Origin of the sequence: Allorhizocola rhizosphaerae, from assembly GCF_003426775.1 — a bacterium.
GTDB classification, from domain to species: domain Bacteria; phylum Actinomycetota; class Actinomycetes; order Mycobacteriales; family Micromonosporaceae; genus Allorhizocola; species Allorhizocola rhizosphaerae.
In genome coordinates this window covers 1-12,444 of record NZ_QJUG01000235.1, presented here as the reverse complement: position 1 = coordinate 12,444, position 12,444 = coordinate 1, and the positions used below count along the sequence as shown (strand labels likewise).

Below are 12,444 nucleotides of genomic sequence, written 5' to 3'. Positions count from 1 at the left end.
CCGAAGAGGATCTGTTGCCAGGTGGTGGAGTCGGCCGTGATGGTGGCGGCGGGGTTGGCGGGGGTGCCGGGGTGGATGGCGAGGGCACCGTCGTGAGTGGACAGTTGATAGTCGTGGGTTGGGGGGTTGGCGCGGCGGGCGTCGTAGAGACGCAGGGCGATGGGCGGGATCGCCTTGGCGGTGGGAGGCGCCATGGTGCGCATGGCAATGACCACGGCGTCGGGAGTCATGCCGCCCGTGGGTTCGGGGTGGGGGCCCGCAGAGTACCACCTGCCGAGCGACTGGAGGACCTGTTCGAGGCCGCGTCCCCAATCGGTGGCGACGTAGGCGCGGGTGCGGGCCAGGTCCTGGAGCACGATTTGCTCGATGATGCCCGCCTGCCGCAGGGCACGCAGCCGGTCGGTGAGGACGGCCGGAGTGATGCCGCGGGCAGCGTCTTGAAGGTCGGCGAAGCGCTTGGGTCCGAGAATCAGCTCGCGCACGAGGATCAGGGTCCAGCGGTCGCCGACGAGGTCGAGGGCGTTCGCGGCGCGGCACGCGTCACCGAGGTCGGCGTAGCTGAGTTTCTTCGGCAATGTGAGGCTCCACTCTGTTAAAGCGAGTAGATCGTATGTTTATCATAGCGGCATGGTTGATGTTAGTGCTGTGCCGGCCGTTGTTGACCGCGAGACCTGGCTTAAGGAGCGCAACGCGCTTCTCGTGCGGGAGAAGGCGCATACGCGGGAGGGGGATGCGATAGCCGCCGCACGCAGACGCCTGCCGATGGTCGAAGTCCCGCCGGTCGAGCTGGTGGGGGAGAACGGGCCGACGCGACTGGCCGACATCTTCGAGGGACGCGACCAGCTCGTGGTGTACAAGCACATGTGGCACTTGGGAAAGCCGTTCGAGGACCAGTGTGAGGGCTGCACCATCAGCATCTGGAACTTCCAGAACGCGGTCTATCTGGAGGCACGCGGGATCACCTTCGCGGTCTTCTGTGAGGGGCCGTATGAGGATGTGGCGCCGTTCCGGGAGTTCATGGGCTACACGCATCCGTGGTATTCGACGTATGGAGTGGATGATACGTACTTCGCGGCGGCTGGCATTGCGTGTTATATGCGGTCGGGTGACCGGGTTTTCTTGACGTATGAGACAACGGGGCGTGGGGTCGAGGCCATCATGGGGTCGCTGAAACTGCTCGACATGGCGGTGTATGGGCGGCAGGAGGTTTGGGAGGACTCACCGGAGGGCTGGCCGCAGCACCCGACCTACAGCCACTGGCGCAAGGACGGGCGGCCGACGGCGCAGTGGACCAGACCGGGGGTCACGCCGGTGGGAAAGAAGGACGAGCACCACTGCCATGCCAGTTGATCATGGGCTTTTGAGCTCATGATCAACGCGAAGAGGAGCGCGGCGGGGAGAGGCGGGAGAAGTGTCGGTGGGTGGTGGGGTGGAACATGAGGGTGGTTGCGGTGAGGACGGCAAGGGTGTGCAGGGCGCGGCTGGCGGTGAAGGCGATTTCGGTCGCGCCCGTGGGGGCCGTGAGGGTGCCGTCGATGAGCGACACGATGGGGTCGTAGACCAGGGATAGTGTGCCGACGAGGCCAAGCGCGACGGCCAGGGTGATGCGTGCCCAGTTGCGGCCCGAGCGCATGCGCAGCGCGATGACCACCGCGACGGTCGTGATGACGATGCGGATGGCGATGGGGGCGGCGGTCTCGCTCAGTGGGCGGCCGGCGGTCATGAGAGCCGTCTCGAAGACACCTGCCGCGAGGGCGAAGAGGTAGAGGCCGAACGCGGCTTGGATGGGCTTGGGTGTGGTCATGGGGTTCACTGTGCGGCGCGGGAGGTGGGGCGATCACGCCCGCTGACAGGTGTCTTCGGGGTGGGGTTAGCCTGACCAATGTGTACGACGTGGCGGTCGTGGGTGCGGGCCCGGCGGGAGCGGTGGCGGCGATGGCCGCGGCGCGAGCCGGGGCGAGCGTGGTGCTGCTTGACCGGTACGACTTCCCGAGGGACAAGGCGTGCGGGGACGGGATCGCGCCGCACGTGTTCGAGTTCCTGAAAGATGAGTTTGGACTGTCCGGTGTGGACCGCGGCTATCCCGCGATCCCGGTGCTGAGCCTGACCGGCCCGCGCGGTGCGGTGGCGAGACGGCCGCTGCGCGGTGGGGTGCGGGTGATCCCGCGGGTCGTTTTTGACGCACGTTTGGTGCAGGAGGCGGTGCGGGCGGGGGTGGAGCTGCGCCCGCACACCGTGCGTCGTTTGTGGACAGACACCGACCGGGTCGTGCTCGACGGGGAGATAGAGGCGGGCGTGGTAATCGGGGCCGACGGGGCGGGCTCGATGGTGCGGCGGCACCTGGGCGAAGGGCCCAATCCTGCGGGGCACGTGGCCATTGCCATACGCGGATATGCGTCGCAGGAGGGACCCCTGGAGCAACGGATTGTGATGTATGACAGGCGTTGGCCGGCGTATGCGTGGTCGTTTCCGATCGGTGACGGCCGGCGCAACATCGGCTATGGGGAGGTGTTGCGCGGGCGTGCGCTGAGCCGGGCCTATCTGCTGGGCCGCATGGCGACTCTCCTGGGAGACGTGGGCCCGGCGGAAAAGCTTCGCGCGCATCACCTGCCACTGTCGACGCATCGGCCCTTGCCGGGGCGTGGACGGGTGTTGCTGGCGGGCGACGCGCTTTCGCTCATCAATCCGTTCACGGGTGAGGGAATCTATTACGCGGTCGTGTCGGGGGCGTTGGCCGGGCGGGCGGCCCTACACGGAGGTCTTGCCGCGCAACACTATTCGCGAGAGCTGACGGCGAGGTTGGGACGGCATCTGCGGCACACGACGATTGCCGCGCGGCTGGCCAACACCCGCCGGATCGTGGATGCGGGAATAAGCGCCGGGGCCAAGAATCAGGGCGTGTTCGACGATTTCGTCGAATTGGGCCTCGGCGACGGGTTGCTGACAGCCCGTCTGCTGTGGCGCACCGCCGCCGAAGCCGTTATGCCGTGAACAATTATGCCGTGAACAATATCGCGTCGTCGGTGTCGTCGACGACGGCCAGCCGCACGCGCGCGGGCTCGTCGGCATGGCGTGGCACGGCAAACACCGCGCTGGCCGTGCGCTCCTGATAGCGCATGGTGTAGCGCAGCATCCGCCACTCGCCCTCATCCCACGAGTCGACGACGTCCGAGCGGAGCAACTGGCCCACCTTGCGGTAGGCGTCGCTGCGCTGCAGCTGCTGGACCGTCGAGTGCAGCGGGGTTTCGTCGGTCTGTGCTGAAGCGAGCGGATGGGTCAGCCGGACCTTCCATTGCCGCAACGGAATCAGCCAGTACCGGTCGAACTGCGGGCTGAGCGCGAAGCCGAGCACAAATCCCGCCACCGCCACCGCAGGCACAAAGAGCGCGGCGAGCAGCACCCCCGCGAACGCGAAGTTGCGCCACCCGATCGGGCTGCGGTGCGCGCTTGAGCACCCGCACGACGAAGTCGGCGCCTTCAGCCGTCCGTAGGCCAGGTACCCGATGAAGGCAAGGGACAAGACGACCGCAGGCATCCGCGTAAACGGGAGTGAGGCCACGACAGCCAGTTCGACCGCGCCGACCGTGCGATACACCCAAACGGTGTGCCGTTGTCCCACAAGGGTTCTCAACGCCGATGAAGCAGCGGCCACCGGGGCCGTGCGGGCGAACAGCTTGAACCCGCCCGACCAGGCGAGCACGCCACCCACGAACACCAACTGCCACGGGGACATGTCAGACACCCGCGTAGACCGTGGCGATCTGGATCTCGTTGGTGTCGGGGATCCACGCGCCGATGACCTTCACGTGCCCGCCGACCTTCAGCAGCGACATGTCGCTGATGGCAGGCGTGCCGTTGTAGACGGTCGCGGTCGTGCCCGGCACCACGTGCGCGACTATCTTGCTCCCGTGGTGTTCGAGGTGCAGCACATTGCGCCCGATCGACGAGATGTGCGCCTCGATGTTGACGATGTTGACCCACAGCGACTCGGCCGCGAGCACCCCGTCGGCCATCCGGACCCCGCGGGCGTAGAGGCCGTCGCCGACCGCGACCTTCTCGAACGAGGTGGGCGTCAGTTTCCAGACGCTCGTGGCGCCCGTGACGCGCACGCGGTTGAACACGCCGTCCGAGCCCGTCACGAACAGCATGGTCCCGGTGATCGTGCCGATGCGGCCTTCGACGAAGTTGGGGTCCGGTGCACCCGGCTCCACGTCGAACTTGGGCGCCGCGAAGGCCTCGGCCGGGTCGAGCGACCCGACGGCGGTCGCTCCGGTGAGCACGGCCGCGGTCAGGAAGACGCGGCGGTCAAGCTTGGTGGTCATCGCGATTCCTCCCTAACCGACATCGACGCTGACTGGCCGAAGGCCGGTGGACAGGCTGGCGATGACGCTGTATGCGGACGGGGTCAGGTCGATGAGCCGGTTGCTCGCGCAGTTGGCGCCGCAGCAGCTGCGCTCGCCGCAGAAGCTGCGCGTGCGCGGGCCGCAGTCGGCGATCGACGTGGTGACCGCCGCGCCGTTGCACAGGTTGGTGGTGCGGTGCCGGAATCCGCAGCTGCGCCTGGTCAGGCCGATGCCGCAGAGGTCGGGCCGGGTGATGTCGAGGCAGGCCTGCGAGGCGGCGGGCCACGCGTGCTGCCGGGAGCCGGAGTTGCAGGTGCCGCAGGCGCCGTGCCCGGTGGATCCGCATGGGCCCCACGCGTTGCCGCAACAGAACCAGGACATCTCGCCCCTGACTGCCACCATCGGGTGCTCCTTTCTTTCCGGGGGTGTTCACATCCTGCTTCCTGAAACTTAGCCACGTCAATGTATCTATTGAAGGAAATTTTTAACGAACTCTCCGTGATTGATGCCTGTCGTCATCGGGTACGGCGTGGGCGTGCGCGAGCCCGAGATACCCTCGCCCGACGAACCCCCGCGCAGCCCGTCCAAGCTGGGCTGGCGTGGCATCCGCGACGCGCTGAAACGCACGGTCAAGGAGTTCCGCGACGACGAGCTCAACGTGTGGGCCGCCGCGCTGACCTACTACGGCGTGCTGTCCATCTTCCCGGGGCTGCTCGTGCTCGTGGCCGTGTTCGGGTTGCTCGACGAGTCGCTGACCCAGTCGCTGCGGGACAACGTGGGCCAGCTGATGCCGCAGACCGCCCGGCAGGTGTTCGACGGCGCGATCGAAAACGTCAAGCGCACCGACACCCGGCCCGGCCTGGCCGCGATCATCGGACTCGCCGTCGCGCTGTGGTCGGCGTCGGGGTACGTGTCGGCGTTTACGAAGGCCGCCAACAACATTTACGACGTGCGCGAGACCCGGCCGTTTTGGAAGACCATGCCGCTGCGCCTGATCGTCACGATCGCCACCGGCGTGCTGCTCGTGGCGAGCACCGCCATGGTGGTGCTCAGCGGGCGCCTCGCCGAACAGGTGGGCCGCGCACTCAACATCGGCGAGGCGGCCGTGCGCACCTGGGACGTCGCCAAGTGGCCCGTGCTCCTGCTGATGGTCAGCCTGATGCTGGCCATCCTGTACTGGGCCACGCCCAACGCCCGCCAGGGCGGCTTCCAGTGGGTGACCCCGGGCAGCCTGCTCGCCGTGCTGCTGTGGCTCGTCATCTCCGCCGGTTTCGGCGTGTACGTGGCGAACTTCGGCTCCTACAACGAGACCTATGGCACGGTCGCGAGCGTCATCGTTTTCCTGGTCTGGTTGTGGCTCACCAACCTGGCCGTCCTGTTTGGAGCCGAATTCGACGCCGAGCTCAGCCGGGGGAAGGCGATCGCCGCGGGATACCCCGAGGACCGGGAGCCGTACGTGCATAAGCGTGGCTAGACCGGGTACCAACAAAAAATGGAATCAACGGCCGACCTGATCAAGAAGGCGACCGACCAGATGTCCACGCTGGTTCGCGACGAGATCCGGCTGGCCCAGGCCGAACTCGCGGAGAAGGGCCGGCACGCGGGCATCGGGATCGGCATGTTCGGCGGGGCCGCGATGGCCCTGCACTTCGGCATAGCGGCGCTGCTGGTCGCGGCGGGGCTGGCGCTGGGCCGGGTGATGCCCGGCTGGGCGGCCGCGCTCATCATCGGTGTCGCGCTGCTGCTGATCGCCGGCGTCGAGGCCCTGATCGGCCGCAGGCACTTCCAGCAGACGACGCCGCTCAAGCCGGAGCGGACCATACGCAGCGTTCAATCGGACATCGACACCATGAGGAGCTCACGATGAAACGCACCGACGAGCTCGCGACCGAGATCGCGCACACCAGGCACGAACTCGGCGAGACCATCGACGCTCTGGCGCACAAGGTGGATGTGAAGGCGCGTGTCAGCGATGTGGCCTCGGATGTGGCTGCTGAGGCCCGTGAGACGGGTGAGCAGATCGCGGAGCGTGCGCGGCACAACCCCATGACCCTGTTGGTCTTCGCCGTAAGCGCCGCCGTGGCGGTAGCAGTGGTCGTGATAGTGAGGGGCAGGCGCTCATGAACCGGCTCGTGTACAAGCCGGTGGGCTTGGTGGCCGGAGCGCTGGCCGGTGCCTTGGCGGGCCTGTTGTTCAAAGAGGTTTGGAAGCGTGTGGCGGGGGAGGACGACGCGCCGGACGCGACCGACGAGGGTCGCACCTGGACGGAAATCCTTGTGGCCGCGGCGCTTCAGGGTGCGATCTTCGCTGTGGTGAAGGCGTCGATCGACCGCGGCGGCGCGACGGGCATCCGCGCGCTCACCGGGCACTGGCCGGACTAGCCATGGCGGCCGAGCGTAGGCAGTTGATGCCCTCCGATGTCACGGCAGAGGTGGGCTGGTTCGACCGGTTCGCCAGGGCCGCGAGCACGTTCGCGTCGCGGCCCTGGTTTTTTGCCATGTGCGTGCTGCTGATCCTGGTCTGGGCGCCGTCGTTCTTTTTGTTCAAGGATGTCGACACCTGGCAGCTGATCATCAACACGGCCACGACCATCGTCACGTTCCTGTTGGTGGCGCTGCTGCAGAACACCCAGGAGCGGTCGGACAAGGCCGTGCAGCACAAGCTGAACGCCATCGCCGACGGCCTGGCCGACCTGATGCGCTCGGTCAGCCACGACCACCCCAAATCCAAAGAGTTGCAAAAGGATCTGGAGGAACTGCGTCAGGCCGTGGGGCTGGAGGAGAGGGAAAGCGCCTGACAGCTGGGGCACCAGTAGGTGACGCGTTGACCCTTGTCGGTGCGGATGCCCTTGCCGCAGCGCGGGCACGGCTGACCGGTGCGGCCGTAGACGGCGTGCCTGCGCTCCCGGCCGAACCTTGCCCGGTCGAGCAGCTGTTGCGCCGTGCGCACCAGTCCCGGCAGATCCTCCACTTCGGACACCGGGGTGAACGGCGACGTCCGGTGCATGAACAGGGCCTCGGTCTGGTAAATGTTGCCGATCCCGGCCAGATTGCGCTGATCGAGCAGCGCCTCGGCGATCGGCGTGTCCGGGTGGGCGCGCAGCCGGCGCACCGCCTCGTCGGGATCCCAGTCGTCGCCCAGCAGATCGGGGCCGAGATGGCCGACGAGGGTCGACTCCTGGTCGGTGGGCACCAGCGCCAGCTCATGCAGGTGATAGCCGACGGCAACGGCCGTCGGCGTGCGCAATATCACCCGGATCAGGTGCGCGGGGCGGGCCGTCCAGCGCTCACCCGAAAGGTACAGCCGCCAAAGCCCATCCATCCGCAAATGCGAGTGCAGCGTCACCAGCTTGTCGCCCGCAGGGGAACGCATGCGCAGCAGCAGATGCTTGCCGCGGCTGGCGGACTCCAGCACGGTCCAGCCGTCAAGCTTCACCGTGGCCAGCTGTGGCACGCGGAAATCCGAGCCAAGCAGCGCCGAACCGGCCAAGCCGTGCTGCAGCCGCCGCGCCATGTTCCAAACGGAGTCACCCTCGGGCACGCCGTCAATTGTGTCATGTCAATCGGGTCAGCTGACCGCCTTGACCGCTTCCTGGAGCTCTTCCTTGGTCATCTGGGAGCGCCCCGAGATGTTGTGCTCTTTGGCCTTCTCGTAGAGCTTGTCGCGGGTCATCTCCGAACCGCCGACCTGGCGCGCCCGCGGGCCGTGCTCCAGCTCCGCACCGCGCCGCAGCGCGAACGCCTCGCCGAGCTTGGCCAGTTGATCCTCGCTGAGCCCCGCGCGCAGTGACGGCAGCGCCTCGGATTCCTCCTCTTGGATGTGGTGCTGCACACCCTCGATGAGCATGGCCATGGTCTGCTCGAACTCCGGCGCATCGGCCTTCATCTTCTTCAGCTTCGCCACGAGCGCGTCGGCCTCGGCATGCTCCTCGCGGGAATGCTTGGCCTCGTCCTGCGCCCCCGTCTTGGCGAGCATCGGATAGACCTCGGCCTCCTCGGCCCGGCTGTGCGCTGCGAGAAGGCCCGCGAGCTGCTGGAAATACAGCTCCCGGTCCCCCTCACCGGTTTGCAACATCTCGAACAACCGCTCAAACTCGCGGTGATCTTGCATGATCAGCGTTACTACGTCGCGTTTCATGCTTTACCCGGTACCCTTTGCGGCCGTCCGGAAACGTCGAAACCCTATCGGAGCAGGACCCCCACGCCGTCCGCGAAGGCCGGACGCTCCACCACGAACAACTCCGCGCCGGTGCACGCCGCCGTGCGCACCAGGCCGTCGCCCGCGTCGACCGGGGCCGGGTTGGCCACGCCCAGGCGAAGCAGGTCGCTCTCGCTGGTCGCCACGTAGGCGGGCTCGGGACCGATCCACAGGTGCTGTCCGTCCAAACTGGACGGATCGACGATGATCGCCTCGGCGACACCGCGCTGCAGCGCGGAAACCGTTGCGAGAAGACCGGATTCGGCCTCGCCGTGCGCCGACTGCAGGCGGTAGCGGTCCAGCGCGTCCTCGATCCGGGCCACCGCGATCTCCTGCACCGCGGCGTGTGTCGTGTCGTCGAGGCGCTCCGGGTCGGCGCCGTTTCCGCCGCCCCAGTCGGTCTGGACCGTGCGCTCCCGCCAGTGCCGCGGAAGCTCGTCCACGAGCAGCTGGCGCGCCCGCACGTCGCCCGCGACGATGAGCACCTCGGCCTGCGCCTCCTCGGCCATGTGCGCGGCCGCCGACGCCACCTCCGACGCGTTGCGCTCCCAATTCTCCTCCGCCTCCCGCTGGTACCGGGGGGCGGACCAGCCGCCCGGCTTACGCTTGCCGATCGGGTAGTGCTCACTGCCCTCCACCGACTCGACCCGGTGCATCCGGCCGGCGACGGCCTGTTCGATCCGGCCGCCCGTGCGGTCCACCACGATACGAAGCCAGGACACCTGCTCGCCGCGCTGCTGCAACATCGGCATCACGCGTGGCAGCGGGCCCATCTCCGCGCTCGTGGTCGGCGGAGGCTCCGGCAGCGGCTCCACGTGCGCCGCGTCCGGCTTGTTGGCGTTGGCGATGATGGCCAAGCCGTGGTTGCCGGGGGAATGGTCGCGCGAGACCAGCTTTTCGATCTGGTCCAGGCGGCCCGGATCTGCGCCGGACTCCAGTAGGGACTCCCGCGCGGCACGCCAACGCAGGCCGACTTCTTCAGCTCCGCGCTCGGTCGCGCGGGAGGCGTCCAGATACACAGAAATCCACGGCCCCGGCAGATCGTATAGCGGCCGTAGATCCGTTAAGAACATACGTTTCGGGTACCCGCCGCGTTCCCCGATAAACCGTATTTCCAGCAGCGGCTGGCTCGGACCGCCGGCGCTGCCGACCTCGACCGCTCAAGATCACGGCTTCGCCTCAACGGGCTAACCGTTTCCTTCGGTTGTCGCGGGGTATGCATCGCCATGCGGATCGCAATGATCTCGGAGCACGCCAGCCCCCTCGCGGCCATCGGCGGTGTCGACGCGGGAGGCCAGAACATCCACGTGGCCCGGCTCGCCGCCGCGCTGGCGGGGCGAGGTCACGCGGTGGACGTCTACACCAGGCGCGACAGCCGGCGGGTCCCCGAACGGGTGACCGTTGCCGACGGGTACACGGTGTACCACGTGCCGGCGGGCCCGGCCAAGGCCATGGCCAAGGACGAACTCCTGCCGCACATGGAATCCTTCGGGCGGTGGCTCGCCGACCGGTGGTGCGCGGTGGGCACGCCCAATGTGCTGCATGCACACTTTTGGATGAGTGGGCTGGCGGCGCTGGCCGCGACCCGGCGCCATCCGATCCCGGTGGTCATGACTTATCACGCGCTCGGCTCGGTCAAGCGGCGCATGCAGGGCGCGGCGGACACGAGCCCGCCCGACCGCATCGATCTGGAGCGCATGGTGGGGCGGGCGGCGCACCGGATCGTCGCGCAGTGTTCCGATGAGGTGCGGGAGCTTGGCGGATATGGGATTCCGCGGGAGCGGATCAGCGTCGTACCGTCGGGAGTGGACACTCACACGTTCCGCCCGCTGTCGAATTCGCGGCGGAGCGCGCTCAAGCGCATCCTCACGGTCGGGCGGATGGTGGAGCGCAAGGGGTTCGCCGATCTGGTGCGGGCGGTGCCGGACCTGCCCGACGTCAGGCTCGTGGTGGCGGGCGGGCCGGCGCGGGAAAAGCTCGCGGACGATCCGGTGGCGAGCGGGCTGATGCGGCTGGCGAAGGAGCTGGGCGTGGCGGGTCGGGTGCGATTGTTGGGGTCTGTTTCGCCCGCGCAGATGCCACACTGGTACTGCGCAACGGAGCTGCTGGCGTGCACACCGGCGTATGAGCCGTTCGGGATCACGCCGCTGGAGGCCATGGCGTGCGGGAAACCCGTTGTGGCATACAAGGTTGGGGGACTGCAGGATACGGTCGTGCACGGGCAGACCGGTGCACTGGTGCCGCCCGGCGACCACACGGCGCTCGTGGCCAGCTTGCGCGCTTTGCTTGACGATGACGAAGCACGGGCGGCGCAGGGCCGGGCGGCGCGGGCGCGCGTCGAGGCACACTACCCTTGGCCGACCATCGCGGCCCGGGTCGAGCAGGTTTACGCGGACGCCATTCGCACCGCCCCGACTCTCGCGCTGGCTTGATTGTCGGACCTTCGTTTAGCCTCGGCTGGGGTCGGCATTCTCCCCGGCCGAGCTGGAGGCCGCCTTGCGGCAGGGCACGCTGCTGGAGTTGCGCGGCATGATCCGGCCCGCGGAGGATCTCGCGAGTCTGTCGCCGCTGTCCGCGACATCAAGGTGCCTACGGCCAGGAGGGTTCCGTGTCGGGGCACAGGACCATCTCGCGCATCGCACAGCCGGCCGGCTGGGACAGGGCGAACATGACGGCCGCGGCGACGTTGCGCGGGTCGTTGAGGCGGGCGTCGGGGCCGGGACGGTACTGCTCGTCGCGGCCGTCGAAGAACGAGGTTTGCATGCCGCCCGGCACGAGCAGCGTGACACCGATGCGGCCCGCGGTTTCGGCGGCCAGCGCACGCGTGAAGCCGACAACGCCGAACTTGGCCGCGCAATAGGCGGTCGCGTGCGGCAGGGCACGCATGCCCAGCGTAGAGGCTACCGTGACGACGTGGCCGCGCGATTCGAACAGGTAAGGCAGAGCCGCTCGCACCACTGCGGCGGTGCCGAGCAAGTCCACGGCGACTACACGATCCCATTGTTCGCCCGGCACGTCCTCAAGCGCGCCAGGATGGTCGATGCCCGCGGCCGTGACCACACCGTCCAAACCGCCTGCGGCGGAGGCGATTTCGCGCACCGCCGCCTCCGCCCGCCGGGTGTCGCCGACATCGATGCCCTCGCTCAGGTCCACAATGTACGGTTTGCCGCCCGCGTCGGCCACGGCCGCAACAACTGCCGCACCGAGGCCCGAGGAACCTCCCGATACCAGGACTCTCATGCCATGCTCCTGATCAGCTCAGTGGTCGATCGACCGTCCAAATAGGGCACCGTGACCGCCTGCCCACCCATCGCGGCCACATGCTCCGCCTCCGGCATCTGCTCGGCCCGGTAGTCGCCGCCCTTGACCCACACGTCCGGCCGGAGCCTGGACAGCAACTCGACGGGCGTGTCCTCGTCGAAAATCACGACAGCATCAACGCATTCGAGCGCCAGCAGCAGCCGTGCACGGTCCTGTTCGGACACTACGGGCCGTCCGGGTCCTTTGCGGGCTCGCACACTCGCATCCGAATTCAGGCACACGACCAGGCAGTCGCCCAGCGCCCGCGCCGCCTGCAGCGTGCTGACGTGCCCGGCGTGCAACAGGTCGAAACACCCGCCCGTCGCGACCACAGTGCCTCCGGTCGCCCGCGTCGCCGAGATGACGCGCTCTGCCGCCGCCATGCCGACTCCTGACGCCGCCCGAGGCCTGGGCGCGCGACCGTAGCCTGACGCCGCGCCACCGGCCACGAACACCGCAGCCGCCTCAACAGCGGCCGACACAGCCTCGCTCGTGACCGCCCCGTCCGCGAGCGCCGCCGTCGCCGCGGCCGCGAACCGGTCGCCCGCACCGCACGCGTCCCCGTCGCCGCGCACCGGCGGTCGCACCATCAAAGGCACCCCGC

At 68.2% G+C, this 12,444-nt stretch carries 18 protein-coding genes; 8 read left to right on the top strand and 10 right to left on the bottom strand.

The genetic code is table 11. The features are described from left to right. Positions 1–575, bottom strand: a 575-nt coding sequence (locus DM816_RS45365; RefSeq protein WP_162908126.1) for a winged helix-turn-helix transcriptional regulator, incomplete at its 3' end; no start/stop codon positions are given. 52 nt (positions 576–627) lie between these two features. On the opposite strand from DM816_RS45365, the gene DM816_RS34470 reads away from it, so the two are divergent. Continuing rightward, the gene (locus DM816_RS34470; protein ID WP_117214655.1) at positions 628–1,350 is read left to right on the top strand and encodes a DUF899 family protein; all 723 of its coding nucleotides are present in this window, start codon (positions 628–630) and stop codon (positions 1,348–1,350) included. Between the two features lie 22 nt (positions 1,351–1,372). On the opposite strand, the gene DM816_RS34465 is transcribed toward DM816_RS34470, so the two are convergent. Continuing rightward, positions 1,373–1,804 (bottom strand): hypothetical protein, encoded by a 432-nt coding sequence (locus DM816_RS34465; protein WP_117214654.1) that lies wholly within the window; start codon positions 1,802–1,804, stop codon positions 1,373–1,375. 80 nt (positions 1,805–1,884) lie between these two features. Here DM816_RS34465 and DM816_RS34460 point away from each other — a divergent pair, with 80 nt between their 5' ends. Beyond that, positions 1,885–2,991: an NAD(P)/FAD-dependent oxidoreductase gene (locus DM816_RS34460; RefSeq protein ID WP_117214653.1), complete on the top strand. Its 1,107-nt coding sequence runs from the start codon at positions 1,885–1,887 to the stop codon at positions 2,989–2,991. 4 nt (positions 2,992–2,995) lie between these two features. Here the strand turns inward: DM816_RS34460 and DM816_RS34455 are convergent, their stop codons facing one another. From DM816_RS34455 to DM816_RS34445, 3 genes are read right to left on the bottom strand one after another with little or no spacing between them, the layout of a single operon-like run. Beyond that, complete coding sequence (locus DM816_RS34455) at positions 2,996–3,733, bottom strand: MauE/DoxX family redox-associated membrane protein (protein ID WP_117214652.1); 738 nt, start codon at positions 3,731–3,733, stop codon at positions 2,996–2,998. A gap of 1 nt (position 3,734) precedes the next feature. Next, complete coding sequence (locus tag DM816_RS34450; protein WP_117214651.1) at positions 3,735–4,322, bottom strand: cell wall protein; 588 nt, start codon at positions 4,320–4,322, stop codon at positions 3,735–3,737. A 12-nt stretch (positions 4,323–4,334) separates the two neighbouring features. Then, a complete protein-coding gene (locus DM816_RS34445; protein WP_117214650.1) occupies positions 4,335–4,745 on the bottom strand; it encodes an RlpA-like double-psi beta-barrel domain-containing protein in 411 nt (136 codons plus the stop codon). Positions 4,746–4,848: 103 nt separating this feature from the next. Between DM816_RS34445 and DM816_RS34440 the strand changes: the two genes are divergently transcribed. Genes DM816_RS34440 through DM816_RS34420 form a run of 5 tightly spaced genes read left to right on the top strand, consistent with a single transcriptional unit; the run spans position 4,849 to position 7,140 of the window. Beyond that, on the top strand, positions 4,849–5,817 hold the full coding sequence (locus DM816_RS34440) for a YihY/virulence factor BrkB family protein (RefSeq protein ID WP_117214649.1): 969 nt from the start codon (positions 4,849–4,851) through the stop codon (positions 5,815–5,817). Between the two features lie 18 nt (positions 5,818–5,835). Beyond that, positions 5,836–6,210: a phage holin family protein gene (locus DM816_RS34435; RefSeq protein WP_117214648.1), complete on the top strand. Its 375-nt coding sequence runs from the start codon at positions 5,836–5,838 to the stop codon at positions 6,208–6,210. Then, complete coding sequence (locus tag DM816_RS34430; protein WP_117214647.1) at positions 6,207–6,467, top strand: DUF3618 domain-containing protein; 261 nt, start codon at positions 6,207–6,209, stop codon at positions 6,465–6,467. The genes DM816_RS34435 and DM816_RS34430 overlap by 4 nt, the downstream gene beginning before the upstream one ends. Further along, positions 6,464–6,724 (top strand): DUF4235 domain-containing protein, encoded by a 261-nt coding sequence (locus DM816_RS34425; RefSeq protein WP_117214646.1) that lies wholly within the window; start codon positions 6,464–6,466, stop codon positions 6,722–6,724. The genes DM816_RS34430 and DM816_RS34425 overlap by 4 nt, the downstream gene beginning before the upstream one ends. Before the next feature lie 26 nt (positions 6,725–6,750). Then, on the top strand, positions 6,751–7,140 hold the full coding sequence (locus DM816_RS34420; RefSeq protein WP_117214656.1) for a low affinity iron permease family protein: 390 nt from the start codon (positions 6,751–6,753) through the stop codon (positions 7,138–7,140). On the opposite strand, the gene DM816_RS34415 is transcribed toward DM816_RS34420, so the two are convergent. Genes DM816_RS34415 through DM816_RS43110 form a run of 3 tightly spaced genes read right to left on the bottom strand, consistent with a single transcriptional unit; the run spans position 7,104 to position 9,613 of the window. Further along, on the bottom strand, positions 7,104–7,883 hold the full coding sequence (locus DM816_RS34415; protein WP_117214645.1) for an Fpg/Nei family DNA glycosylase: 780 nt from the start codon (positions 7,881–7,883) through the stop codon (positions 7,104–7,106). The genes DM816_RS34420 and DM816_RS34415 overlap by 37 nt on opposite strands. Positions 7,884–7,910: 27 nt before the next feature. Further along, positions 7,911–8,480: a hemerythrin domain-containing protein gene (locus DM816_RS34410; protein WP_117214644.1), complete on the bottom strand. Its 570-nt coding sequence runs from the start codon at positions 8,478–8,480 to the stop codon at positions 7,911–7,913. Between the two features lie 44 nt (positions 8,481–8,524). Next, positions 8,525–9,613 carry a baeRF2 domain-containing protein gene (locus DM816_RS43110; RefSeq protein ID WP_162908124.1) on the bottom strand — a complete coding sequence of 363 codons (1,089 nt, stop codon included), beginning with the start codon at positions 9,611–9,613 and terminating at the stop codon, positions 8,525–8,527. A 153-nt stretch (positions 9,614–9,766) separates the two neighbouring features. Here DM816_RS43110 and DM816_RS34400 point away from each other — a divergent pair, with 153 nt between their 5' ends. After that, complete coding sequence (locus tag DM816_RS34400; RefSeq protein ID WP_117214643.1) at positions 9,767–10,972, top strand: glycosyltransferase; 1,206 nt, start codon at positions 9,767–9,769, stop codon at positions 10,970–10,972. 157 nt (positions 10,973–11,129) lie between these two features. On the opposite strand, the gene DM816_RS34395 is transcribed toward DM816_RS34400, so the two are convergent. Further along, positions 11,130–11,780: an SDR family oxidoreductase gene (locus DM816_RS34395; RefSeq protein WP_117214642.1), complete on the bottom strand. Its 651-nt coding sequence runs from the start codon at positions 11,778–11,780 to the stop codon at positions 11,130–11,132. Further along, a partial coding sequence (gene rfaE2, locus DM816_RS34390; RefSeq protein WP_117214641.1) for a D-glycero-beta-D-manno-heptose 1-phosphate adenylyltransferase occupies positions 11,777–12,444 on the bottom strand: 668 nt, incomplete at its 5' end. The genes DM816_RS34395 and rfaE2, both read right to left, overlap by 4 nt.